23 protein-coding genes are annotated in these 23,946 nt (G+C 68.8%); 13 read left to right on the forward strand and 10 right to left on the reverse strand.

From position 1 onward, the window contains the following. Nucleotides 1–59: 59 nt before the first annotated feature. The gene (locus tag GTZ93_RS18595; protein WP_139920147.1) at nt 60–725 is read right to left on the reverse strand and encodes a hydrolase; all 666 of its coding nucleotides are present in this window, start codon (nt 723–725) and stop codon (nt 60–62) included. A 176-nt stretch (nt 726–901) separates the two neighbouring features. On the opposite strand from GTZ93_RS18595, the gene GTZ93_RS18600 reads away from it, so the two are divergent. Both GTZ93_RS18600 and GTZ93_RS18605 read left to right on the forward strand, forming a co-directional pair. Continuing rightward, nucleotides 902–2,962, forward strand: coding sequence for an ArnT family glycosyltransferase (locus tag GTZ93_RS18600; protein ID WP_139918984.1), 2,061 nt, complete (start codon nt 902–904; stop codon nt 2,960–2,962). A gap of 41 nt (nt 2,963–3,003) precedes the next feature. Next, nucleotides 3,004–4,545 carry a hypothetical protein gene (locus GTZ93_RS18605; protein ID WP_139918985.1) on the forward strand — a complete coding sequence of 514 codons (1,542 nt, stop codon included), beginning with the start codon at nt 3,004–3,006 and terminating at the stop codon, nt 4,543–4,545. A gap of 12 nt (nt 4,546–4,557) precedes the next feature. On the opposite strand, the gene GTZ93_RS42835 is transcribed toward GTZ93_RS18605, so the two are convergent. Then, nucleotides 4,558–4,689: a hypothetical protein gene (locus GTZ93_RS42835; RefSeq protein WP_257979209.1), complete on the reverse strand. Its 132-nt coding sequence runs from the start codon at nt 4,687–4,689 to the stop codon at nt 4,558–4,560. 27 nt (nt 4,690–4,716) lie between these two features. Next, nucleotides 4,717–5,724 (reverse strand): GlxA family transcriptional regulator, encoded by a 1,008-nt coding sequence (locus GTZ93_RS18610; protein ID WP_139918986.1) that lies wholly within the window; start codon nt 5,722–5,724, stop codon nt 4,717–4,719. Nucleotides 5,725–5,776: 52 nt separating this feature from the next. On the opposite strand from GTZ93_RS18610, the gene GTZ93_RS18615 reads away from it, so the two are divergent. Beyond that, nucleotides 5,777–6,526, forward strand: a complete 750-nt coding sequence (locus GTZ93_RS18615) for an SDR family oxidoreductase (RefSeq protein ID WP_139918987.1) — start codon at nt 5,777–5,779, stop codon at nt 6,524–6,526. Nucleotides 6,527–6,553: 27 nt separating this feature from the next. On the opposite strand, the gene GTZ93_RS18620 is transcribed toward GTZ93_RS18615, so the two are convergent. Further along, nucleotides 6,554–8,494, reverse strand: a complete 1,941-nt coding sequence (locus GTZ93_RS18620) for a M61 family metallopeptidase (RefSeq protein ID WP_161662904.1) — start codon at nt 8,492–8,494, stop codon at nt 6,554–6,556. A gap of 114 nt (nt 8,495–8,608) precedes the next feature. On the opposite strand from GTZ93_RS18620, the gene GTZ93_RS18625 reads away from it, so the two are divergent. Next, nucleotides 8,609–9,520, forward strand: a complete 912-nt coding sequence (locus GTZ93_RS18625) for a LysR substrate-binding domain-containing protein (RefSeq protein WP_139918989.1) — start codon at nt 8,609–8,611, stop codon at nt 9,518–9,520. A 22-nt stretch (nt 9,521–9,542) separates the two neighbouring features. Here GTZ93_RS18625 and GTZ93_RS18630 read toward each other — a convergent pair whose 3' ends face one another. Both GTZ93_RS18630 and GTZ93_RS18635 read right to left on the reverse strand, forming a co-directional pair. Further along, the gene (locus tag GTZ93_RS18630) at nt 9,543–10,085 is read right to left on the reverse strand and encodes a biotin transporter BioY (protein ID WP_257979210.1); all 543 of its coding nucleotides are present in this window, start codon (nt 10,083–10,085) and stop codon (nt 9,543–9,545) included. Nucleotides 10,086–10,170: 85 nt separating this feature from the next. Continuing rightward, nucleotides 10,171–10,923 (reverse strand): alpha/beta fold hydrolase, encoded by a 753-nt coding sequence (locus GTZ93_RS18635; protein ID WP_139918991.1) that lies wholly within the window; start codon nt 10,921–10,923, stop codon nt 10,171–10,173. A 205-nt stretch (nt 10,924–11,128) separates the two neighbouring features. Here GTZ93_RS18635 and GTZ93_RS18640 point away from each other — a divergent pair, with 205 nt between their 5' ends. Next, complete coding sequence (locus GTZ93_RS18640) at nt 11,129–11,539, forward strand: MAPEG family protein (RefSeq protein ID WP_158620746.1); 411 nt, start codon at nt 11,129–11,131, stop codon at nt 11,537–11,539. Between the two features lie 9 nt (nt 11,540–11,548). Here the strand turns inward: GTZ93_RS18640 and GTZ93_RS18645 are convergent, their stop codons facing one another. Further along, nucleotides 11,549–12,433, reverse strand: a complete 885-nt coding sequence (locus tag GTZ93_RS18645) for a LysR substrate-binding domain-containing protein (protein ID WP_014395108.1) — start codon at nt 12,431–12,433, stop codon at nt 11,549–11,551. 102 nt (nt 12,434–12,535) lie between these two features. On the opposite strand from GTZ93_RS18645, the gene GTZ93_RS18650 reads away from it, so the two are divergent. Genes GTZ93_RS18650 through GTZ93_RS18660 form a run of 3 tightly spaced genes read left to right on the forward strand, consistent with a single transcriptional unit; the run spans nt 12,536 to nt 16,334 of the window. Continuing rightward, nucleotides 12,536–14,167, forward strand: coding sequence for an acetolactate synthase large subunit (locus tag GTZ93_RS18650; protein ID WP_139918993.1), 1,632 nt, complete (start codon nt 12,536–12,538; stop codon nt 14,165–14,167). Nucleotides 14,168–14,200: 33 nt separating this feature from the next. Beyond that, on the forward strand, nt 14,201–15,631 hold the full coding sequence (locus tag GTZ93_RS18655) for an aldehyde dehydrogenase family protein (RefSeq protein WP_139918994.1): 1,431 nt from the start codon (nt 14,201–14,203) through the stop codon (nt 15,629–15,631). Between the two features lie 46 nt (nt 15,632–15,677). Next, nucleotides 15,678–16,334 (forward strand): hypothetical protein, encoded by a 657-nt coding sequence (locus GTZ93_RS18660; RefSeq protein WP_222595331.1) that lies wholly within the window; start codon nt 15,678–15,680, stop codon nt 16,332–16,334. Nucleotides 16,335–16,352: 18 nt separating this feature from the next. Here the strand turns inward: GTZ93_RS18660 and GTZ93_RS18665 are convergent, their stop codons facing one another. Beyond that, on the reverse strand, nt 16,353–17,417 hold the full coding sequence (locus GTZ93_RS18665) for a hypothetical protein (RefSeq protein WP_139918996.1): 1,065 nt from the start codon (nt 17,415–17,417) through the stop codon (nt 16,353–16,355). Nucleotides 17,418–17,455: 38 nt separating this feature from the next. Between GTZ93_RS18665 and GTZ93_RS18670 the strand changes: the two genes are divergently transcribed. The 3 genes from GTZ93_RS18670 (at nt 17,456) to GTZ93_RS18680 (ending at nt 20,326) form a co-directional block, all read left to right on the forward strand. Continuing rightward, nucleotides 17,456–18,508, forward strand: coding sequence for a sensor histidine kinase (locus GTZ93_RS18670; RefSeq protein WP_139918997.1), 1,053 nt, complete (start codon nt 17,456–17,458; stop codon nt 18,506–18,508). Further along, nucleotides 18,505–19,290 (forward strand): LytR/AlgR family response regulator transcription factor, encoded by a 786-nt coding sequence (locus GTZ93_RS18675; protein ID WP_120580483.1) that lies wholly within the window; start codon nt 18,505–18,507, stop codon nt 19,288–19,290. The genes GTZ93_RS18670 and GTZ93_RS18675 overlap by 4 nt, the downstream gene beginning before the upstream one ends. A 103-nt stretch (nt 19,291–19,393) precedes the next feature. Then, nucleotides 19,394–20,326: a TolB family protein gene (locus GTZ93_RS18680; protein WP_139918998.1), complete on the forward strand. Its 933-nt coding sequence runs from the start codon at nt 19,394–19,396 to the stop codon at nt 20,324–20,326. A gap of 96 nt (nt 20,327–20,422) precedes the next feature. Here GTZ93_RS18680 and GTZ93_RS18685 read toward each other — a convergent pair whose 3' ends face one another. Then, on the reverse strand, nt 20,423–21,229 hold the full coding sequence (locus GTZ93_RS18685; protein ID WP_222595332.1) for a hypothetical protein: 807 nt from the start codon (nt 21,227–21,229) through the stop codon (nt 20,423–20,425). A 142-nt stretch (nt 21,230–21,371) separates the two neighbouring features. Between GTZ93_RS18685 and GTZ93_RS18690 the strand changes: the two genes are divergently transcribed. Together GTZ93_RS18690 and GTZ93_RS18695 are read left to right on the forward strand one after the other, a co-directional pair. Then, nucleotides 21,372–21,917, forward strand: coding sequence for an ester cyclase (locus GTZ93_RS18690; RefSeq protein ID WP_120597779.1), 546 nt, complete (start codon nt 21,372–21,374; stop codon nt 21,915–21,917). 201 nt (nt 21,918–22,118) lie between these two features. Then, entirely contained in the window at nt 22,119–22,454 is a 336-nt protein-coding gene (locus tag GTZ93_RS18695; protein WP_139919000.1) for a hypothetical protein, read from the forward strand. A gap of 72 nt (nt 22,455–22,526) precedes the next feature. Here GTZ93_RS18695 and GTZ93_RS18700 read toward each other — a convergent pair whose 3' ends face one another. Continuing rightward, nucleotides 22,527–23,900 carry an NHL repeat-containing protein gene (locus GTZ93_RS18700; protein ID WP_257979211.1) on the reverse strand — a complete coding sequence of 458 codons (1,374 nt, stop codon included), beginning with the start codon at nt 23,898–23,900 and terminating at the stop codon, nt 22,527–22,529. Nucleotides 23,901–23,946 lie beyond the last annotated feature (46 nt).

Below are 23,946 nucleotides of genomic sequence, written 5' to 3' on the forward strand. Positions count from 1 at the left end.
GGAGGACGATGTCAGCAGTCCGGAGGTGAGTCACCCCCTGGACCGGGCCCGCCGTGCCTTCAGACGCCCCGGCCGGGCCGGCCCGCCAGCAGTTGCAGCTCCCAGGCGAAGGCCACGGCGCTGCCGCCGCCGTGCTCGGACAACACGCCGGCGAGCTCGGTGGCGCTGTCCTCGCGGGCCCAGTCGCGCTGCCATTCGGCGGCCACCGCCATCCAGGTGATGGGCGTCACGCCCGCCATCTGCATGCGGCGCACCGCCATGTCATGCGCTTCGCGGCTGACGCCACCGGAGGCGTCCGTGACGGCGTAGACGTCATAGCCCTCGCCCGCGGCCTGGATGGCGGGCATGGCCAGGCAGATTTCCGTCCACAGCGCGGCGATGATCAGCTTCTTGCGGTCCGTCTTCTTCACCGCGTCCACCACGCGGCGGTCCTCCCAGGTGTTGATGAAGGTCCGGTCGATGGGCTTCTGCTCGGGGAACACGTCCTGCAGGCCCTTGATCAGGTATCCGCCGCGCTCCTCGATGACGGTGGTGAGGATGGTGGGCACCTTGTAGACCCGCGCCGCCTTCGCCAGACCGACGACGTTGTTGACCACCATCGTCGGCTCATGGCTGTGCAGGTTGGCGAACTGGTAGGGCTGATGGTCGATCAGCACCAGCACGGAGTTCTGGGGCGTCAGCAGGGCTTCGAGCCCGCGGTGGGAGGGCGCCTGGGTCGTGCTCATGGTCTGGAGACTCCTGGGTGGGGGACAGAGGGGGAGGGGATTGGGCCCGAAACCGGGGGCGGACACACGGTCCGGACCTGCGGCGTCTGGTCCGTTCCTGCTCCGGAATCGGCTCGGGCGGCCGCTCCTGCGCGGCTTGCGGTCCCAGGGCGTGGGTGGTGAATTGCCCCCTTCCGATGAACGCCCCCCTCCAGACCTACCGCGCCCCTGACCCGTACCGGACGAAGCTCGACGGCCTGATTGTCGTGGCGCTCGTGGTGTGGGGGCTCGCGCAGCTGGCGCCGCATCTGGCCCATCCCGCCATCTACAACTGGGACGAGGCGATGCATCAGGCCGCCGCGCGCGGCACGCACGACACCTTCTTCACGCCGCACATCTACAAGGACCCGCTCTATCCGAGCGACATCCGGCACTGGTGGGCCGCGAACGTCTGGATGCACAAGCCCACGGGCCCCTTCTGGTTCGGGGCGCTGATGATGCACGTCGTGGGTGTGACGCCGCTCGCGCTGCGGCTGGCCTCGCTCCTGGGCCACCTGGCCGCGGGGGCCGCCATCTACCTCATCGCCAGACGGCCCGCGGGGCGGCTGTGGGCCACGCTGGCGGCGGTGGGGTTCCTGGCACTGCCCTTCGGTTGGCAGCTGGTGCAGGGGCGCTTCTTCGGGGACGTGACGGACTGCACGCTGGCGGGGTGCAACGCCGTGGCGGTGGCGCTGCTCTTCCACGCCACCCGGGAGAACTCCTGGCGGTGGGGGCTCGCGGCGGGAGCGGTGGTGGGGCTGGGCTTCCTCTGCAAGACGGGGCTCGCGTTGACGCCGCTGGGCGTGGCCGCGACGCTGTGGGCCTTGAGCCGGCTGCGCTTCTGTCCGGGCCCGAGGCTCGCCACGGTGCTGGCCATGGTGGCCGCGGCCGGAGTGGTGGCGGCGCCTTGGAGCCTCTACTCCGGGTGGCGCTGGCCGGAGCTGCATGACCTGGAGTCGCGCGTCACACGAGCGCACCTCTTCCCTGATCCGACCGTGGACGTGGGGCCCTGGCGCCGCCCGCTGGACGCCGTCCTCAACGAGGTCAACCGCACGAGCTTCCAGCCGCTCCCGAACGTGCTGCCCCTGGTCGCGTTCTGCTGGCTGCTGGTGCGCGCCGTGCGCAAGCGGGACCTGGAGACAGTGGGGCTCGCGCTGTGGGTGGGGGCGACGTGGCTCGTCCTGTCGCTGGGCACGGTGAAGGTCCCGGCCATTGCCTGGGGCGCCGTGCCCGCGGTCCTCGCCGCGCTGGCCATCGCGGGCTCGGACGCGTGGCGCCATCCGACGCTCGCGGCGCTGTTGCTGGCGGCGCTAGGCACGCCGCTGGCCATGGAGCACCTGCCCGCGCTGACCCGCATGCGCGAATCGCTCCCCGCGTCCTGGGACCAGACGCGGACGCTTCCGGGGCTCGCCGAAGGGCTGGTGATGGTCTTCTTCGCGGGGGCGATGACCGCCGTGGTGTGGCGGCTGGCGCGCCGGCCCGAATGGATGACCGGGGTGCTGGGGCTCGCGGCGTCAGGCGTGCTCGCATGGCACCTGGCCATCACGCTGCCGGTGGAGAAGGCGCGCTACGAGGACGCGCACCTCGAAGAGCTGTACGTCAGCTATTCGCGCGAGGTGGGCCTGGCGCTGTCCCGGAACACGCCGAAGCGCAGCGTCGTCTTCGCCGCGCTGGACTCGGATCCGCCGCTCAACTTCGAGAACCTGAACCTCATGTTCTGGAGCGGGCGCATGACGTACCGGAGGGCTCCGGACGTGGCCCTCGCGCACGAGCGCGGGTATCACCCGTATCTCGTCTCGCCGCTCGCGGAGCCCTACGCGCCCGTGCCCGGTGTGCCGCCCCAGGCCGCGCTGCGGGCCTATGACCTGGACGCGCCGCTGCCCCAGCCCGCGCCCCTGCCTGACGGCATCACGCCCCTGTCCGTGCGGCAGGGGAACCTGGAGGTGCTCGGATTCGCGTCCCGGAGCCTGGGCCACGGCATCGAGCGCTACGCCTTCTATGTCCGGGCGCTCGGTGTGCCACAGACGCTGCGGGTCACCTTCCACGGCCCCGACGGCATCGTGGAGCGGGTGTTGGAGCCAGGGGTGACGCTGCGCAGGCCCCAGGCCCTGGTGGGCGCGGCGTGGTTCATCCTGCCCGCATTGGGGCCGCCCCGCGCGAAGGTGACACACCTGGAGTTTGGCGCCGTGGGGCAGCGCGTGGCCGTGTCTCCTCCCTGAGCCGCAAAGACATTCCGGGTGCATGCGTTTGCATTTCACCCATGCGCCAACCTGTTCGGACCCTCCTGCTGGCCTGCGTCTGTATCCTGGTCGCCTGCAAGCCTCGCGACCCATGGATTACTCCCACCCCCATCCCTCCTGGATATGACTTTCCAGGCAGCCGGGAGGAAATCCAGCAGTGGGCGGACGCGTGGAACACCGCCCGCATCACCCCCAAGGCCTGGAACCTCTGGGCCGGTCTGCATGCCGATTCCGGACAGGTCTACCCGGGGACCGGGCTCCCCATGCCCGTCTGGGACACCTGGAATGGCGAGGAACTCTTCCCGGCCCCGGATCAGCCAACGCCAGACGTGTCGCGCCGCAAGGCCACCCATGGCTTCCACGGGCCCCGTCAGTTCCACCATCCCGCGGGCTCGGGCCCGGTCGTCACCCCCACCGACCAGCTTGTCTCCTTCAACAAGTTCAATCCGGAGATGGCCGCGTACCTGACGCAGGGGCATCCGTCCGCGCCGGGGGGACCGTCGTTCTTCTACAACCGGTTCACCAGCCTGGCCGACCTCAACAGCCAGTGGCCGGCGAATACACCCACCGCGCAGAGGACGGTGCAGCAGGCGCCGTACACCGCGCCCTCCGCGGGGAACCGGGGCTCGGCGGCCATGGAGCTCAAGCCCGTGCTGTACCTGGTGAAGAAGCACAAGCCCACGCCAGTGCCCGTGTGGAGGGGGCTCGCGGGCAGCGTCAACTCAGACACGACGTGCACGCCCGAGCAACAAGAGGCGGACAAGTGCCATCCCACGCCCTCGCTGTGGCTGACGTGCGCCATCGTGGACCCCACGGCGCCGGCGGATGCTCCCATCACGGAGGCCACCCCCGAGCAGATCCAGGGCGTGGCGCCACTCATCGACCAGGTGAACAAGGCCCATCCCGGGTCCGCGGTCCTCAGCTGCGAGCACTACCTGCACACGCCGCTCTCCGCCATCTACTCCTTCCAGATGACGGCCGACGAAGCCAAGGCCTTCAACAGCACCACCATCGAAGGGCTCCAGGCGGAAGCTGGCGACTATGCCGTGCTCACGGCGATGCACGTCAACACCAAGGAGCTCGTCAACTGGACGTGGCAGACCTTCTGGTGGCAGCCCGGCAGCGACGCGCCGGATGACTTTCCCGGAAGCAAGAAGGGGATGACGGACAAGGTCACGGGGGCGGGGCGCAACTACGCGATGTGCACCGCCTACAACCAGACCCAGGGCAAGGGGAGCAGCAAGATGACCGTCTGCTTCAATCCCTACCTGGAGACCTCACCGAACATCCCCGTGGGCGTCCAGAGCAACTGCATGACGTGTCATGGCACCGCGGCCGTGGCCAGCGCCTTCGCGAACACCGCCAGCAGTCCGCCCGCAGCGTGGGTGCTCCAGACGCCCTCGTATCCCTGTGATTACAAGGCGCCCATCAACTTCGCCACGTACCCCTGGTTCACGGGCTTCACGACCACGGACTTCTCCTGGGCGATTCCGGCGGATCCCCAGCCGCTTCCCCAGAACCCGAACAACCTTCCTTCCCCAGCGACGTTGAACTGTCCTTGACGGTGCACGGGTTCAGAACGACTGACGCAGCAGGGCTTCCACGGCGGCCTTGCGGAGCATGGGCGAACGGGTGCCCGTGTGGAGGACGACATCGTTGCCCTCCGCCTCGCACCAGTCCGGCTTCTCGACGGGAATCAGCAGCACCTTCGTGCGCTGGGATGAAACCGGCGCTCAGGTCGCGAACCGCTTCCGGTAGTCGCTCGGCGAAACGGCGAGGTTGCGCTGGAAGGTCACCCGCATCCGCTCTTCGCTGCCGAAGCCGCACATCCGGGCGATCTGGTCGATATTGCGCTTCGACTCCTCCAGCAACCCCCTGGCTCGCTCCATCCTCAGGACCTCCACGGCCTTCGCGGGGGTACGGCCGGTCTTCTGTTTGTAGACGCGCGCGAAGTTCCGGGGACTCATCCGGGCCTGCCGGGCCAGCATCTCGACGGTGAGGTCGTCACGGCCCAGGTTGTCCGCGAGCCACAGGTGCAGCGCATCGAAGTCGGCGGTGTCCTGGGTCTGGGATTGCAGCAGCTCGCTGAACTGGGATTGACCGCCCGGCCGCTTCAGGAAGACGACCAGCTCCCGCGCCACCTTCATGGAGATGTCATGTCCATGGTCCGCCTCCACCAGCGCGAGCGCCAGGTCGATGCCCGCGCTGACTCCCGCGGAGGTCCACACCGGATCCTCCCGGACGAAGATCGCGTCGCGGTCGAGCGTGAGGGAGGGGAAGCGCTCACACAGCCGGTCTCCCATGGCCCAATGGGTCGCCGCGCGTTTGCCGTGAAGCAGCCCGGCCTGCGCCAGCAGGAAGGTGCCGCTGCACACCGAGGCGGTCCTGCGGGCCGCTGCCGCCTGTTTCCTCAGCCATTCAATCAGAGGCCCTGACCGGGCCAGCACCTGCTCGATGTCCGGCGAGCCCGGAACGACGAGGGTGTCGACCGGCACGTCCCTGAACGCGGCGAGCGGCGACGTCTGCAACGCGACGCCTTCCGCTGACTGCACGAGCCCGCCTTCCAGGCTCACGGTGTGGCGCACGTACCCCGGCCATCCACGTTCGGCCAGGGCCTTGGACGCGGCCCAGAACACCGTCTGGGGGCCCGTCATGTCCAGCAGCCCCATGTCCGGAAAGGCGACGAAGAGCACGGTGCGCGGTCGGCGGGAGGTTGGCGGAAAACCAGGGGTGGATGGCATGGCAGCCAACACCTTTCACCCATACGTTGCTGGCGTCAACCGAAAGGCAAACATGAAGATCGTGGTCATTGGGGGCACCGGCCTCATCGGAACGAAGCTGGCGAAGCGGCTGCGCGAGCAGGGACATGAGGTGGTGGCGGCGGCCCCCAGCATGGGCGTCAACACGCTCACGGGCGAGGGCCTGGCGGAGGCGCTCGCGGGCGCGCGGGTGGTGGTGGATGTGGCCAACTCACCGTCGTTCGAGGACGCCGCCGTGCTGTCGTTCTTCGAGACCTCGGGGCGCAATCTCCTCGCGGCGGAAGTGAAGGCCGGAGTGGAGCACCACGTCGCGTTGTCCGTGGTCGGCACCGAACGGCTGCTGGGCAGCGGCTACTTCCGCGCCAAGATGGCCCAGGAGAAGCTCATCCAGGCTGGCGGGATTCCGTACACGCTGGTGCGCGCGACGCAGTTCTTCGAGTTCATGGGCAGCATCGCGCAGGCGGGCGCGGACGGAGATGCGGTGCGCCTTTCCACGGCGCTCATGCAGCCCATGGCGGCGGAGGATGTAGCGGACGCGGTGGCCGAAGCGGCGCTGGGCAAGCCGGTCCAGGGCATCGTCGAGGTGGCCGGACCGGAGCGTCTGCGCCTGGTGGACGCGGTGCAGCTCTTCCTGCGCGCCAGGCAGGACGGGCGCAAGGTCATCCCGGATGCCCGCGCGCGCTACTTCGGCGTGGAGTTGGAGGACAGCTCGCTCACGCCGAGCGGCACCCCTCGTCTCGGGAAGACGCGGTTCGAGGAGTGGCTCGGCCGTTCCGCGGCATGACGGCGCGCGTGGAGGCGCTCAGCGGAGTCAGTCTCGCGGCGCCAGGATTTCATCCAGGAGCGCCGGTGTGCCCTCGACCCGCCGCAGCCGGGGGTAGCGCAAGCCCTCATGCCAGGGAATGAGGGCGGAACGCGTGGCCGTGCCCTGGCGCCAGGAGAGCCGCAAGGGCTCCTGGTGCGCGGTGGCCTTGACGGCGTCCTTCAGCCGTTGCGCGTCGTAGGGGCTCCCGTTCACGGCCGTCACCACCGCGCCGGGCAGAAGGCCCACCTCGAAGGCCGGCCTCTCCCACTCCACCCGGAGCACCTTTCCGTCCTTCGCGAGCGTCATGCCGAGCGAGTCGCCGAGGTCCATGTTCCCGCTCGCCGCTTCGGCGCGCCGGACGGCATCCGTGGGTTGCTCGCTCCAGGTGAGCGCGTAGCCGCCTCGGGTGATTCCCTCCAGGGGCGGGGCGTCGTGCGTTTCTTCAATCCGGGAGCGGAAGAAGCCTGCCCAGTCATGGGGTTGGATGGCATTGAGCGTGGTGACGATGTCTTCCAGCGTGTACGTCATCGTCACCTGGCTGCCCGGGCGCACGCCGAAGAACGCGCGAGCGAAGTCATCCAGTGACTTGCGGCCGCCACTGCGCTCCCGGATGAGCGTGTCGGCCTCCAGCCAGATCAACTGGCCCTCGGAGTAGGCATCGAACATGTCGCGCTGCCAGCCCTTCCAGGAGAGCGGCTTGCGGCGCTGCACGATGGCGTCGTTCGTCACGTCCCGGAGCGGGCGCCAGCGCCGGCCGGGGCGGTTGGCCATGGCCGCCGCGTTCGCGGCCATGTCCTCGAGCGCGTCCTCCCGCGTCCACAACCCCGCCCGGGTGGTGAGCACGTCCTGCCAGTAAGAGGTCAATCCCTCGAACACCCAGAGCAGCGAATCGCGCTCCGGCGTGTTGAAGTCCGGCGTCCACATCTCCGCAGGGCGGCGGAACAGGCCGTTCCACGAATGGACGAACCCATGCGCCAGCCGGCCCCGCTGCTCGGGCCGGTCCTTCCAGGTCGTGAAGTAGCCGGCGGGCACTGCGTTCTCGCCCGAGCGGAGGTGTTCGAAGTAGCTGGGGCCGAAGCCGTCCGCCATCCAGACCATCAGGTCATACTGGTCAAAGTGTCGCGAGCCGAAGAGCCGGTAGGCCTGTTGCACCAGTGCCTGGTGGCCCTGGACGAATCCAGGAGGTGGTTCGAGGCTCGCGGCGTCGTCGGCGACGATGTTCACGTGGACCGGGACGGGGTCCTCGCTCAACAGGATGCGTTTGAAGTGGCGGCCGGCAATCACGGGCGAGTCGACCAGCGTGTCCAGCGTCACCGGCTGGAACCGGACCTCATCACCCTCCCGTTGGGCGACGGTCAGCGGTGAGGCGAACTCCCAGGCGGGCGGCAGCTTCACGCTGGCCACACAGGTGATGCGCCGGGCGTAATGGCCCGCGGGATACAGCACCAGGTTGTGCCATTGCAGATCCATCATCGTGGACGTGGCCACCACCGGGCCCACGCGCGGCTCCGTGGCGCCAAGGAACTGGAAGTGCACGTCGATGGACGTCACGCCAGCGGGGATGTCGATGTGGAAGGCCGCGACCTGGACGGCGTCGCGGGTCCACGCAATGACTCTCTCCCCGGCCTGGACCTTCAGCCCCGCGAGTCCGTCCAGCTGCGCGGTGGGCCCATGGTCCCCTGGAAGCCACTGCGGAAAGAGCAGCGTCAACCGCCTTCCAGGCGTGACCGGGAGGGTTTCCGTGACGCGGAAGAGACCGCGCGCCGTGTCGGTGGCATCGACGCGCAGTCGAAGGGTGCCGGGGAAGGGCGTGTCTCGCGGCGCCGCGATGGGCGGCGGCATGGGCGCGGGTTGGGGCAGCGGCCAGGACGGGGATGCGGATTGGGCCTGCGCGTGCGCCGCCGCCGAAAACAACCAGACGGCCACCGTGGCGACAACGAATGGCATGACCCTGACGCTTCGAGGATGGGCGGGAGAGGCCGGCATGACGTGCGTCGTAGCCCGGACCTGCCTTGCCGAAAAATCCGAAGTCTGGAAGCCTGGGTTCGAGGAAATCGAACGATGCTCCCCCGGATCAACCTGGACATGGATGTCTTGCGGACGTTCGTGACGGCCTTCGAGCTGGGCAGCTTCGCCCGGGCCGCCGCACGGGTGGGCCGTTCGCCGTCAGCGGTGAGCTCCCAGCTGCGCAAGCTGGAGGAGCAGGTGGGCCGCGCGCTGGTCGAACGCTCCGGAAGAGGCCTGGTCCTGACCGAGGCGGGTGAGGTGCTGCTGGGCCGCGCGCGGCGGATCCTCGAATTGAATGATCAGACCTTGGACAGTTTGCGAGGCAGCGAGTTGGAGGGCGAGGTCCGTCTGGGATTGCCGCAGGATTTCGCTGAAACCTGGCTGCCCCGGGTGCTCAGCACCTTCGCTCGCGCGCATCCCGCGGTGCGCATCGAGGTGCGCACCGAGCGCAACGCCCAACTCGTCAACCACGTCATGACGGGCAAGCTGGACCTCGCGCTTGCCTGGAGCAGTGGGGCGCGGGGATGCAGTGAGCGCGTCGCCGAGCTGCCGCTCGTGTGGATTGGCCAGCCTGGCTGGCAGGGCATGGAGGGGCGCGGCCAGCCGCTGCCGCTCATCGCCTTCGAAGCGCCATGCGTCTTCCGGGAGGCCTGCACGACCGCCCTGGACCGGAAGGGGCTCGCCTGGCGGATCGCGTTCGCGAGCCCGAGCCTCGCGGGCCTCTGGGCTGCGGCCGAGGCGGGGCTGGGCGTGACGCTGCGGACGGCCTTCAGCCTGCCGAAGACGCTGGCCGTACTGGAGCCCGGACCCTCGGGCCTGCCCGCGCTCGGGAGCATTCCGGTGTACCTGCTCAGGGCCGAACGGGAACCGAGCGAGACCGTGGCCCAACTGGCGGGCATCCTGCGTGAAGCGCTGGCGCAAGAGCTGACGACACCCCGGCGTTCACGGCCGCGCGGCGCGGGCTGACGCCCATCCCGTCCGCGCCGCTTCAGGGCGCGCGAGGCCGCGTGTATTTCCAGGCGAGGGGAGTGATGACACCCGCGATGGCGGCCTTGAGCAGGCCCCCGGGGATGAAGGGAACGAAGCCCTTCTGGAAGGCCGTGGCGAAGTCGAGCCCGGCCTTCACGTGGAGCCACGACACGCCGATGAGCAGGACGAGGAGCTGGCCCGCGAGGAAGAGCGGAACCGCCGTCCACCACCGCCGGTCATATCCGTGGCGCGCGGCGAGGCCCACGAGGAACGCAGCGGGCAGGAATCCCACCAGGAAGCCGCCCGTCGGACCTGCGAGCGCTCCCCATCCGCTGGCGCCCTTCGCGAAGAAGGGCAGTCCCACCGCGCCCAGCAGGAGATAGGCGACCTGCGCGGCAAGGCCACGCCCGGGGCCGAGCGCCGCCGCCGTGAGGACGACGGCGAGCGTCTGTCCCGTGATGGGCACCGGTGAGCCCGGCACGGAGATGGAGACCTGGGCGAACAGAGCGGTGCACAGCGCCGCGCCCAGGACCAGCGCGGCTTCCTGTGCGCGTGTGCGCACGAAGCGGTCAGCCAGGACGTGAAGGGGGAGGGGAGACACGGGTCGATGCTCGGCGAGGACGTACGCCGGTGCAAGACATGAGGACTCAGGGACGAGGCGTCATCCGGGCGACCAGCGCGCGCATCGCGGTAGCCACGGCGTCCGGGCGTTCCATCCAGGGGAAGTGCGCGGCGCCCTCCACCCGCTGGTGGAGGATGTGCGGCCCCTGGAACGCGGGCTGTGACCAGGGCGTCTGCTGGACGATGCGGTCCTCGGCGCCGCTGATGATGAGCGTGGGCAGGGAGCGCGGCCACCAGGTGTGGACGTACGTCTCATCGAAGTTCCGGTCGGACCAGTCCACCGCCGCGCGGTTGTAGGGCATCCGCCGCAACAGCTCGCGCCCCGCCGCCACGCTCTCCGGCGTGAAGTTCCACTCCGCCGACGCCACCGCGACGTCGCGGAGCCGTTCATCCGTGCGCTCGGCTTCATAGCGCCGGGTCGCGGCGTCGACCTCGGGCAGGGGATGGCGCTGGGTCATCTCGAAGAACGGCGCACGCCAGTTCGCATCCGGCGCCGTGCTCACGAGCACCAGGCCCACGAGGAGCGACTCCAGCTCCGGCACGGACAGCAGATACATTCCTCCCGTGGAGTGCCCCAGATAGACGCAGTTCGGAAGTGCCTGGGCGGCCTCGATGAGGACCCTCGGCCACGCGTCGTAGGGATTCTTGGGCGCACCGGGAGGAGAGACGTTGGACCCGTCTCCCGGCAGGTCCACCATCCAGCACGTCCCGGGAACGTCCAACGCGTCCGCCAGGCCGAACAGGCTCTCGGAGCCAATCCCCGGCCCGCCCGGGAGCATCAGCCAGTTGAAGGCGCCTGGCCGGGACCCCCGCCGCCGGAGCCGAACGCCTGATGCAGTGAAGAACGCTTCCGCCTGGGAGTTCAATGACACGGGACTCAGGGTCACAGTCAACCCTCGCGGCGTCAACGCCGGAGTCGTCACATCCCACGGGCGTCATGAAACGGCTAGCGTCCCAGCCTTCTCGTGGTTGGAGGCTCTCTCTTTGACGAATCCCCTGCTCGGCACGCTCTCCCTGGTCCCGGTGACTTCGCTCTACGCCGCGCTCAACGCCTTCCTCACGCTGGCGCTCTCCATCAACGTCAGCATGGTCCGCACGAAGCTCAAGGTGTTCCGGGGCGACGGAGGCCATGCAGGCCTCGGGTCCGCCATCCGCGCGCATGGCAACAACGTCGAGCAGGTTCCCCTGGCGCTCATCCTGCTGCTGTTGGCGGAGCTGAGCGGTGGGAACTCGACGGCGCTCCATGTCTTCGGCGGTGCGCTGCTCGTGGCGCGGCTGGCGCATGCGGTCGGGCTGCTCCGCACGAATCCCATCCAGGCGGTCGGCGCGACGCTGACCCTGGTCGTGCAACTGGGCCTGGCGGGATGGGTGCTCTGGCTGCGGCCCTGGGGCTGAAGTCTTCTCCTAACCCACGTCTTCCTTTGCCCGAGTCCGGACCTCCGCCGCGAACAGCTCCGCCGCGGGCGTGCGAGGGGCACCCTTGCGCCAGAGGAGCGCCGCCAGCTCCGAGCGGGGCGCGGGGGACAGCCGCTTCACCACCAGCCGCTCCGCATCCGCGAGTCGTGGCTCCGGAAGCACCGTGACGGCGAGGCCCGCGCGGACGATGGCCAGTACGGTGGCCACCGCGTTCGATTCGAGTGCGATGCGAGGCGCGAACCGCATCGCCGCGAAGTGCGCGTCCACGCGGGCACGCACCCGCAGGCCGCGTGACAGCAGCGCGAACGGCTCCTCCGCGAGCAGCTTCACCCCCACGGACTCCGCGCCCGCCAGTGCATGCCCCCGTGCGACGACGAGCGCGAGCCGGCTGTCGAAGACGGGCTCCGCGTCCAGGTCCGCCAGCCGCGCGGGCGCATAGCCCAAGCCCACGTCCAGCTTTCCGTCCGCCAGCTGCCGCTCCAGCTTCCGGACCACGGCCTCCTGCGCGCTCAGCGCCAGCCCGGGATGTCTGCGGAGCACCGCTGTCAGCGCCGGCACCACGAGGCCGCGCATGCTCGGGGGATAGCCCACGCGCAGCGCCCCCGTGGCGAGTCCTCGCAACGCGCCCACCGCGGACAGGCCCGCGTTCACGTCCTCCAGCGCGCGGGACGCATAGGTGCGGAACAGCTCCCCAGCCTGCGTGAGCCGTACCCCGGTTCGAGCCCTCTCGAAGAGCGGTGTGCCGACCTCTTCCTCCAACTGGTGGATCTGGTGCGACAGCGTGGGCTGGGAGACGTGCAACCGCCGCGCGGCGCGCCCGAAGTGCAACGCGTCCGCGACGGCGGAGAAGTAGCGGAGGTGTCGAAGCTCCATGGAACCATCATAGACGGCATCTATCGACTCGATGAAAACAGACGAATGTACGAATCGATGCCCCCGGGTACATCTTCCTCGTCACCGAAGGAGAGGCACCCCATGAAGGCATCGGATCTGTTCGTGAAGGCGCTCGAAGCGGAGGGCGTGCGCTGTGTCTACGGACTCCCCGGCGAGGAGAACCTGGACCTGCTGGAGTCCATGCGCACCGCCGGCATGCGCCTGGTCGTCACACGGCACGAGCAGGCGGCCGGGTTCATGGCCGCCACGCAGGGACGGCTCACCGGACGCGCGGGCGTGTGTCTGGCGACGCTGGGGCCGGGGGCCACCAACCTCGTCACCGCGGCCGCGTACGCGCAGCTTGGCGCCATGCCCATGGTGATGCTCACCGGCCAGAAGCCCATCAAGGTGAGCAAGCAGGGACACTTCCAGATTGTCGACGTCGTCGGGATGATGCGGCCGCTCACCAAGTCGACCCGCACGCTCGTCTCCGCGGAGCACGTGCCCTCGGCGGTCCGTGAGGCCTTCCGCCGCGCGGAGGAGGAGCGCCCCGGCGCCACCCACCTGGAATTGCCCGAGGACGTGGCGCGCGAGCCTACCGACGCCGTGCCCCTGTCGCCCGGTGTCGCGCGCAGGCCCGTGGCGGACGAGGCGTCCATTGCCCAGGCGGTGGAGACGCTCGCGTCGGCCCGCCGCCCGCTGTTGATGATTGGCGCGGGGGCCAACCGCAAGCTGACGTCGGAGATGCTTCGCGCCTTCGTGGACCGCGTGGGTCTGCCCTTCTTCAGCACGCAGATGGGCAAGGGCGTGGTGGATGAAACGCATCCCTTGTGGATGGGCACGGCCGCGCTGTCCGACGGCGACTTCGTCCACCGCGCCATCGAGGCCTCGGACTGCATCCTCAACGTGGGCCATGACGTCATCGAGAAGCCCCCGTTCGTCATGCGCGATGGCCGCCGCACGGTCATCCACCTGAACTTCTCCTCGGCGGAGGTGGACCCCGTGTACTTCCCGCAGGTGCAGGTGACGGGAGACCTGGCGAACGCCGTGTGGCGCATCGCGGAGGGAGTGGGGCCGCGCTCGCACTGGGACTTCACGCCGTTCGAGAAGTCGCGCGCGGGGCTCGACGCGCAGTTCGTCAGTGGCGCCGCGGATGACCGCTTCCCCATCTACCCCGCGCGGCTGGTCGCGGAGGTGCGCCGCGCCATGCCGGATGACGGCGTCGTGTGCCTGGACAACGGCATGTACAAGCTGTGGTTCGCCCGCTACTACCGCTGCCGTCGGCCCAACACGCTGCTGCTCGACAACGCGCTCGCGACGATGGGCGCGGGCCTGCCGTCCGCCATCGCCGCGAAGCTCGTGCACCCCCGGCGCAAGGTGGTGGCCGTCTGCGGTGACGGCGGGTTCATGATGAACTCGCAGGAGCTGGAGACGGCGGTGCGCCTGAAGCTGGACCTGACCGTGATTGTCGTCCGCGACGACGCCTACGGGATGATCCGCTGGAAGCAGGAGGAGATGGGCCTGCACGACTTCGGGATGACGTTGGGCAATCCCGACTTCGTCCGCTACGCGGAGGCCTACGGAGCACGAGGCCACCGCCCGACGAGCGCCACCGAGTTCGGCGCCACGCTCACGCGCTGCCTGGAGTCGGGCGGCGTGCACGTCATCGACCTGCCCATTGATTACACGGACACCGCGCGGGCGCTCGGTGCCGGTCCCCTGGCGGAGTCGTGAGCCATGGGCACACACGCGAAGGAGAGGAACGTCATGCTGACTGAGCGCTACCCGTACTACGTGGCCAACCGTCCAAGGCAGCCCAACGCGGACCTGCCCGTCACCGACAAGTACTCAGGGGAGGTCGTCACGCGAGTGGCCGTGGCGGACGCGGCCGCCGTGGAGGAGGCCATCGCCGCGGCGGTGCGAGCGACGGGGCCCATGCGCAAGCTGGCGCCGTATGCCCGGCAGCAGGTGCTGGAGCACTGCGTGCGCCGCTTCCAGGAGCGAGCGGAGGAGTTCGCGCTCGCCCTCTGCATCGAGGCGGGCAAGCCGCTGCGCGACGCGCGGGCGGAGGTCACCCGGCTCATCGAGACCTTCAAGGCGGCGGCGGAGGAGGCGGTGCGCGGCGGCGGAGAGGTCCTCAACCTGGAGGTGTCATCGCGCGCCGCGGGCTACCGGGGCTTCACGCAGCGCGTGCCGGTGGGACCGTGCTCCTTCATCACGCCGTTCAACTTCCCTCTCAACCTGGTGGCGCACAAGGTGGCGCCCGCCATCGCCGCGGGCTGCCCCTTCGTCCTCAAGCCGTCGGACCGCACGCCGGTGAGCGCGCTGCTCATGGCGGAGGTGCTCGCGGAGACAGCGCTGCCCGAAGGCGCCTTCTCCGTGTTGCCCACGCGCCTGGAGGACGTGGGGCCCTTCATCGAGGACGACCGGCTGAAGCTCTTGTCGTTCACCGGCTCGGAGAAGGTGGGCTGGGATTTGAAGGCCCGTGCCGGCCGCAAGAAGGTGGTGCTGGAGCTGGGGGGCAACGCGGCCTGCGTGGTGGACGCGGACCAGGCCGGGCGCCTGGACTTCGTCGCGGACCGCATCGCCCAGGGGGCCTTCTTCCAGGCGGGGCAGAGCTGCATCTCGGTGCAGCGAGTGCTCGCACACGAATCGCTGTACGACGCCCTGCGGGAGAAGCTCGTCGCGAGGGCGAAGGCCCTGCGCGCGGGCAATCCCCGGGATGAATCCACCACGCTGGGGCCGCTGATTGACGAGCCCGCGGCGCGGCGGCTGGAGGGATGGATCCATCTGGCCGTGGAGCGAGGGGCTCGGGTGTTGACGGGAGGAGGGCGGCGCGGCGCGCTGCTTGATGCCACCGTGCTGGAGGATGTGCCGGAAGACGCGGCGCTGTGCGCGGAGGAGGCCTTCGGTCCGGTGGTGCTGCTCCAGCCGTTCCGCGACTTCGACGAGGCACTGCACCGGGTGAATGACAGTCGTTACGGCCTGCAGGCGGGTCTCTTCACCCAGGACCTGTCCCGGGCGATGCGGGCCTGGGACGAGCTGGAGGTGGGCGGGGTCGTCGTCGGTGACGTGCCCAGCTTCCGGGTGGACACCATGCCCTACGGCGGCGTGAAGGGCTCAGGCCTGGGCCGCGAGGGCGTGAAGTACGCCATCGAGGACATGACGGAAGTGCGGCTGCTGGTGCTCCGCCAGTAAAGTCCCACCTGCTCCGGGCATGGCCCCGTGAAAGGAATCCACCGTGATGCTCTTGAAGGCTGTCGTCCTCCTGTCGCTGGCTTCAGCACCTCCCGCGAAGCCGGCGGCGAGCGCTGGCTGTGCCACCACCAACATCGAGACCGCGCTCCAGCGCCTGGAGGCACACCTCAAGACGGCCGTGGCGTCCGCGTCGAAGGACGATTCGGTGGACAACTCCGCGATGTACTTCGCGGAGGAGGCCGTGGGCCAGACCTGGACGACCCGAGACGTCCCCAACGGCTACATGGCCGTGGGGAACGATTCCTTCACGGCCTTTGAGGCGGCCCTCTTCAAGAATCCGGAGGGCTACCACCTGGTGCTCGTGGGCACCGGGGACTCCGTCATCAACACCGCGGTCTACCGCTGTGACAAGTCGGGCTGGACGCTCGAGAAGAACGCCCTGGAGGTGCCCATCGAGAAGGCCATCCAGCTCTACGACAACGCGGGGCTCATCGCGCCCAAGGGCAAACCCGGGCTGACCCGGAAGGACCTCAAGGATTGGGGAGGCTCCATCCTGGCCTACCACCTGCCCCGGAAGGGCCGGGTCATCCGCATCACGTCCTACGTGGATGAGCCCGACTCCGCTTATGGCAAGGAGCTGGGAACCCTCGAGTACGTCCAGTCGAAGTTCCAGGTCGTCCCGCTCAAGACAAAGGCGAAGTGAGCGGCTCGCGGAGGGGCCTCAATTCGACAGCTGCTGGCAGGTGGTCCCTCCGTTGGCGTTCTTCACGTAATACATCAGGCCCACGTTCGGATCCCTGAGGACCGACCCGAAGGCAGACGTGAACGCGTTGAAGTCCGTGAAGAAGACGTGCCCGCTGAAGTTGGGGTCGCGGTAGTAGATGCAGTCCTTGTTGACGCTGACCCCGCAGATGGCGATGGCATGCGTGGATGCACCTGACGTCGCGACCAGCGGGCACTTGTAGGCGGCGAAGCCGACTGACTTCGTATAGTTGTGCGCCGTGTTGCTGTCGATCGCCCCCATGCTGAGCGGGGAGCCACACCAGAGCGGGCCGTGGGCCTTCATGAAGACGTCGAGCTTGCTGGTGCTTCCCAGGATGTCCATCGTCGTCAGCTTGTCCAGGCCCTTGAAGCCCAGCATCGTCAGCAGATAGCCGCGGGCGAAACCCTGCTTCCTCCATTCCGTGAATTGTTGCAGGGACGCCTGGACCTCCTGTTCGTCGTGCTTCTTGGTGGCGACGAAGCTGCTTTCAATCTGGCTGCGATAGAAGCGGATGTCCCGTTCTCCGTGCTGCCCGGTCAGCAGCTGGATGACCTCGTCCAGCCCATCGAACCGCCTTCCTTCAAGCTGGCTGAGGGAACTCTTGAGGCCGGACGGCAACGGCATGTCCTGCGGCCGGATGAAGGTCGGCATGGGCACCCGCTGCATATTGGTGGGGTTGACCATGGAATCCGGCAGGTGGTCCCACTTGTAGACAGGGTCCAGGGCCTTGAACCCCGTCCGGCTCAACGCGGAGTTGAGCTGCACCTTGTCCTTGTTCTTCGTCGAGCCCATGAAGCCCTGGTGCGCCTGCAGCAGCTCCTGGTCGCCCAGGTTGTTCAGGTTCTGGCCGTTGTCGGCGATGAAGGTGCTGATCTTCCGGATGAGGGAGATCCACTTCTGTCCGGCGGGAGGCCATGGCTCATGGCAGCGGGCCACCATCTTGGCCGCGTAGTACCAGCACGTCGGGCCCTTCTGGGCGTTGGTCGAATTGCCGATGGGGGGCACCGCGTAGAGGATCGACATGGCGTTCCGAGCATAAGCCGGGCGTAGAGTGCGGCGTCATGGCACGTCGCGGAACCTGGCAGGGGTGGGCAGTCGCAACCGCCTATTGGTCGCTGGCCGGCCTGGCGGCCGCGAGCGAATCCCACTCCGTGGGTGGGATGGAATGGGGACATGCGCTGCTCACGTCGATGGTGGCCCACGTCCTCTGGGTGCCCCTCTCCATGGCCATCCTCGAGTTCGGGCTGCGCTTCCCACTGGAGCGGCGGCAGGTGACGTCGCGGGTCGCGCTCCACGCGGCCGGAGCGCTCGCCGTGTCGTTCATCCGCGCGGCGATGATCTTCTCACTGGACCCCTGGGTCGGCTGGTACGCGCAGCGTCCGCCCTTCGTGGACGTGCTCGAGCACGCGCTGCTCTCCAACCCGTTCGTCTATCTGACCGTGCTCGGCGTGGCGCACGCCGTCTACTACGCGGACCAGCTGCGTCTGCGGGACACCCAGCTGGCCCGCGCGCAGCTGCACGCGCTCAAGGCGCAGCTCCACCCCCACTTCCTCTTCAACACGCTGAACTCCATCTCCGCGCTCGTGCATCGCGACCCGAACGGGAGCGAGCGGATGATCGCGCGGCTGAGCGACCTGCTCCGCGGCACGCTCGACGCCGCGGGCACGGAGGAGGTGTCGCTCCAGGAGGAGCTGCGAGCCCTGCAGCCGTACCTGGACATCCAGGGGGTGCGCTTCGCGGACCGGCTCACGGTGAAGCACGACATCGCGCAGGACGCGCTCGGCGCCCATGTCCCACACCTCGTGCTCCAACCGCTCGTGGAGAACGCCATCCAGCACGGAATCGCGCCGGGCTCGGAGCCGGGGACGGTGACGCTGGTCGCTCGGCGCCAGGGGCCCGAGCTCCACCTGGAGGTCCGTGATGACGGCGTCGGCCTCAAGGAGCGCCCGGCGGACATTTCCCAGGGCGTGCGCGGCGGCCGGGGCCTGCGCATCACCCGCGAGCGCCTGGTGCAGCTGTATGGCGGTGCCCACCGGCTGGAGCTCCGGGACGCGGTGGGCGGTGGCACCACGGTGGCGCTCGCCATTCCCTTCCGCACGGAGCCCTCTCCATGAGCGCCGCCATGCGCGTGCTCATCGTCGACGACGAGCCGCTCGCCCGTCAGCGACTGAAGGACCTGCTGGCGGAGGCCCCCGACATGCAACTCGTGGGGGAGTGCCGCAACGGCCACGAGGCCATCGCGGCCATCGGCGCCGAGCGTCCGGACCTGGTGCTGCTGGACGTGGAGATGCCCGGGCCGGACGGCTTCGGCGTCCTCCGGGCGCTCGCCCCCGGCCCCGCGCCCGCGGTCATCTTCGTGACGGCCCACCGGGACTTCGCGGTGCAGGCGTTCGAGGCCAACGCGCTCGACTACCTGCTCAAGCCCTTCGACCGCGAGCGCTTCCGCTCCAGCCTGGAGCGTGCGCGCGACCGGCGGCGGACCGTGCCGTCCTCCCTGGACGCGGCGCTGCTCGAACGGCTCGAGTCGCTCGCCGCCCGGCCCTCCGCCACGCCCGAGCGCTACGTGACGCGGCTCGTGGCCCGGGTGGGCTGGCGCATGCGCTTCCTCCCGGTGGAGGACATCGACTACCTCACGGCGGAGGGGAACTACGTCGCCGTGCACGTGGGCAAGCAGTCGCACCTCACGCGCGAGACGATGGCGGCGCTGGAGGAGAAGCTCGACCCCAGGCAGTTCCTGCGCGCGCACCGCTCGTTCATCGTGCGGTTGGACCGCATCGAGGAGGTGGAGCCACTCCCTCCCGGCGAGTACGTGTTCGTCCTGCGGGATGGCACCCGGCTGACCTCGGGCCGCAGCTACCGCGCGCAGGTGCAACGCGCGCTCGAACTGCAGACGTGAGGCTGCGTTCCACCGTTCGTCCCTGACCCTCCACGGTTCGTCACATCTCCTTGGACCGCTTCGCCGCCGCCGGGCGACGGTGCCTTCAACAAAGGAGATGCACATGCGTCGTTTCGCCAGGCAGTGGTCGATGAACGTCCTCCTCGCCGTCTCCGCGGTGGCGGTGTCCGGTGCCGCAGGGGCCCAGGAGCTGGAGTCGGAGTTCGCGTTCGGGGCGCGGCCCCGGTGCGAGCCGGGAGGCAGCCTCTTCGCGCCCGGGGAGATTTCCCTGGAGGAGCGCTCGGAGTACCGGCTCGCGCTGTCCGCGGATGGGAAAACGGCGTACTACCACGTCGACTCGGACACGCCGCCGTACCAGGCCATCTACGTGACCCAGCTGAAGAACGGCCACTGGGGGCCCGGTGAAGTGGTGTCGTTCTCGGGCACGTACAAGGACTCGGATCCGTTCCTCTCTCCGGATGGGCAGTCCCTCTTCTACTCCTCCACCCGCCCCGCGAACGGAGGCGCCGAGCGCCCGGACACCGACCTCTGGGTCGTGCACCGCGTCCGCAACGGCTGGGGAGCGCCCGAGCACCTGGGGCCGCTCGTGAACTCGCCTAGGGAGGAGCTGTACCCCAGCGTGACGCGCGACGGGACCGTCTACTTCGCGAGCGGCACGTTCGATACGGACTTCGAGATGTACCGCGTCCGGCGCCAGGGCAATCACTACACCGCGCCGGAGAACCTGGGCCCCGCGGTGAACAGCCCTGACTCGTGGGAGTACAACCCGTGGGTGTCCCCGGATGGGCGGGTGCTCGTCTTCGCCTCGCTCAACCGCCCCGGAGGCTACGGACTGGGAGACCTGTACGTGAGCTTCAACGTCGCGGGCACCTGGACGCCCGCCGCCAACCTGGGGCCGTCGGTGAACACGGAGAAGGACGAGTTCCACCCCATGCTGAGCCGCGACCTGAGCCAGCTCTACTTCGTGCGGCAGACGTGGGACCCGTTCGTGCCTTCGGACTTCTACCACCTGGACACGCGCTGCCTCTGGCGCTGACAGCGAAGGCTGTGACCGGAATTGCCACGCATGGAGCCGGATTCGTAGCGAATCCGGCTACACGCGAAGGTCCTGACTGCTATCGCATCTCAGACATCAGGGAGTGCGTGCCACCTTCTGGAGGGTGAAGCTTTGCAGCCCCACTCCCTGGAGGGACACTTCCCGGAGCGCATGTGAGTGGGATTGGACGCCTTCGGGCTGGAAGGTGACGAGGTTCACCGCGGCCGACAACGTGTGGTCGGGGAAGCGGACGGGCTTGGGGAACGGAAAATCCAGGCCGGGCGTGCAGCCCTCACCGTTGGGGCCGGCGACGACGCCGTGGCCGCTGCCCCACTTTCCGGGGAAGGCCACCAGCCGGGAGAACTTCGCGTCATCGCCCGGGCCCGCCGGCCCACCGAAGCTCTCCGGGACGGGGGCCACGCCGAAGCGTTCGAAGGCCAGCTTCCCGTCGACGTAGCCCCGCACGGTGTAGGTGGAGGCCCCGTGGACGGACGGGTCCACGTAGATGGCGCCCTGGTCCTCCGCCTTCGAGCGGGCCACCACCACCCGCTCCAGCAGCTCCGACGTGCCGTCCGGCTGCGCCCCGATGTAGGTCAGCAGCATCCGGCTGCTCCCATCCGGCTCCAGCGGGTTCAGCCAGGCATCCCAGCCGGTGGCGCCCTCCAGGTGGAGGCTCACTCCCGACTGCTTGCCGTCCGTGCTCTCCACGAGCAGCCCCTCGTTCGTGGCGGACAGCTTCGAGGCGTCCATCGGGCAGCTCTCCACTCCGTCGAACCACGCGCAGCCCTTGCCCGTCGTGTCCCCGGCGATGCCCGGCGTCGCGGCGAACAGCAGCCCGACGCCCAAGCCGAGTCCGATTGCGTTACGAATGAGTGAGCCGCGGTTCTTCCAGCGCATGTCCATGGCGTTGCTCCGTCGAGAGGGGTTGGGGGTCCTGCGCTGGAAAGCGATTGCACGGGCCATGCCCGGCGGCTTCATGACTTCCCGTGTCGTGGCCTGGAGGGCATTCTCCCCCCTCGGCAACTCCCCCACGAAAGAGACAGGCATGCTCACGGAGCAGGTCCGCAAGGCACGACAGAAGCTGGTGTTGGCCCATTTCCACGATGAGGTGAAGCAGGACTGGGACGCCGTCCTGTCCACCTTCCCGCATCCGCATTACGAGCTCATCCCCACCCTGACGGTGCACGACGGGAACAGCGCGGTGCGCGACTACTACCGCGACACCCGCGTGGCCTTCCCGGACCAGCACCACGAGATCATCTCGTTTCGGCACAGTGATGACGCGGTCATCGTGGAGTTCTGGCTCATGGGCACCCACCTGGGGCCGCTGGGGCAGATTCCCGCCACGGGCAACACGTTCCGGGTGCGCATGTCGGCGTACTTCATCTTCGACGCGTCAGAGACGCTGGTGTGCGAGCGCGTCTACTTCGACACGCTGAGCATCCTCAAACAGCTCGTCGGTGGGCTGGACATGAAGAACCCGAAGAACTGGCTGCTCGCCGCGCGGTGCCTCAAGGGGCTGTTGGCGATGTCTGGCGACAAGCCCGTGCCCATCCTCACCCAGACGACTCCGCCCGTCTTCAACGACTGACGCGGGCGGTGGGCCGGTTCAAGAGACCTCAGGATGTCAAGGTGGGAACCTTCTGTTCAGAATCCGCTGTCCTCCCTAGTGTAGGTAGGAAATCCAGCTTGTTCGGTTTGTTATCGAATGTAGTGTTCGCGTCTGTGGATGGGGGCATCCACGCGGGGCGTCCCTTCGGGCATCCCCGACTGACCGAGAGAAAGACCAACCATGAAGAAGCTGCTCCTGGGGCTCATGCTGGCCGCGGTTCCGCTGGTGGGATGTGGTACGGGCGTGGAGGACTACCCGTCCGACAACGCGGAGATGATCTCCACCGAGTCCGGTCAGAGCATCATCCTCGACCACAACCCGATGACGTCGTCGGACGAGCCGCTGGCGTCGATGGAGTCGCCGTCCGAGGTCTCGGCGATGGGCCCGAACTGCTGGGTCACGCTCCTGTACTGTAAGTGGCCGGGCACCGACATCGGCGTCTGTAAGGACAACGGCAAGTGCACCGCCGCGCAGCTGCGCAATAACTGCATCGCGCTCTACAACAAGACCTGCTAGGCCTTTCAAAGGCTTGCAGCGGTCCAGGAAGCCCGGCGCCCACGAGGGAGGCCGGGCTTCTTGTCTGGGCGCCTACAGCCCCGTGCTCTTGAGCAGCACGTACGCGTTCTCGCTGGGGAAGAACCCGGGCGAGTAGATGTTCGCGTCCGTGACGAAGGCCTTGTCGCCCAGGATGGCCAGCTTCGGTCCAGTGGTGGAGCGGATGAACAGCGGCACCGCCAGCTGCGTCTCCGGCCAGCGCACCATGCCGTCCGTGCCGAAGGACGTGTCCAGGTCGCCGTTGGCCAGCAGCCGGAAGAGCACGGGCTTCGCGTACACGTCCGCGAAGACGAGGATCTTCCCATCCGCCTGGATGCGCAGGCCGCTGACGTCCACCACGTCGAGCACGCCCACGGGCGCGGTGAGCTCCCGCACGCCCGCGGGACCGAAGGTGACGTCCGGCTTGCCGTCCGCCGTGTACGCCACGAGCTTGAGCACGCCGTGCGCTTCCCCGCCGACCTTCACGTCCTGCCGTTCGCCCGCGAGCAGCAGGCCTCCATTGGGTCGCGCCACCATGGCGTGGGCCTGTCCGTCCTCGCTCCTCGCGAGGCCGCCGGTCCCGAACGTCATGTCCTGGCTGCCGCTGGAGGTGATGCGCACCGCCGCGAAGTGGTCACCCCCGCCCAGGACGACGCTGGAGCCCTGGAGCACCATGCCCTGCACGGATTCGGCATTCGTGTACGCGCCGCCAATCCAGCTGCCGGACGGGCTGCCCGCGGACTTGAAGGTCGTGTCGAGCGAGCCGTCCGCGTTGTAGCGGATCAGCGCGAAGTCCTCGTCCAGCCCGTCGGACTTCGTCAGGAAGCCGCCGACGTAGAAGCGGCCGTCCGCCAGGGGCAGGATGCCGCGGACGGTGCCCACGAAGTTGACCGAGTTCTCCTCGCCGAAGTGCAGGCGCGAGCGACCATTCTTGTTGAAGCTGGTGTCCAGCTGGCCATTGGGCTGGAGCTTCACCACCGCGAAGTCGCGCGAATCCGTCTTGTTGCCGCCCCGGGCGAAGCCCGCCACCAGGATGCTGCCATCCGCGAGCACCGCCACCGTGTCCGCGCGGTCGTCCTGCTCCCGCTGGCCGGAGATGGGGCCCTTGGCGGGACCGTCGAAGTCGAGCACCACGGAGCCCTGCGTGCCGAACGACGTGTCCACCTCACCCGACGCGGTGTAGCGCCGCACGAGCAGGTCCACGCCCGTGGTGGCCAGGTTCGCCTCGGTGGAGCCCACCACGATGAGGCCGCCATTGGACACCGACAGCGCCCGGCCCTCCTCCGCGGGGAGCTTCGTGCCGGCATCGGTGGCTGTCCCCGCGTCCGGGGACGGGTTGTCGTCAGGGGCGCCGTCGTCGCCTCCGCAAGCCCCGCCGCCCAGGAGCAGGGCGCTCGCGACCAGTGCCGCCCACGCAGTCTTCCTCACGCTGTGATCCATTCGAGATGTCCCTTCCGGTCTGTCCAGTGCCGCC

The sequence above is a fragment of the Corallococcus exiguus genome, assembly GCF_009909105.1.
GTDB classification, from domain to species: Bacteria; Myxococcota; Myxococcia; order Myxococcales; family Myxococcaceae; genus Corallococcus; species Corallococcus exiguus.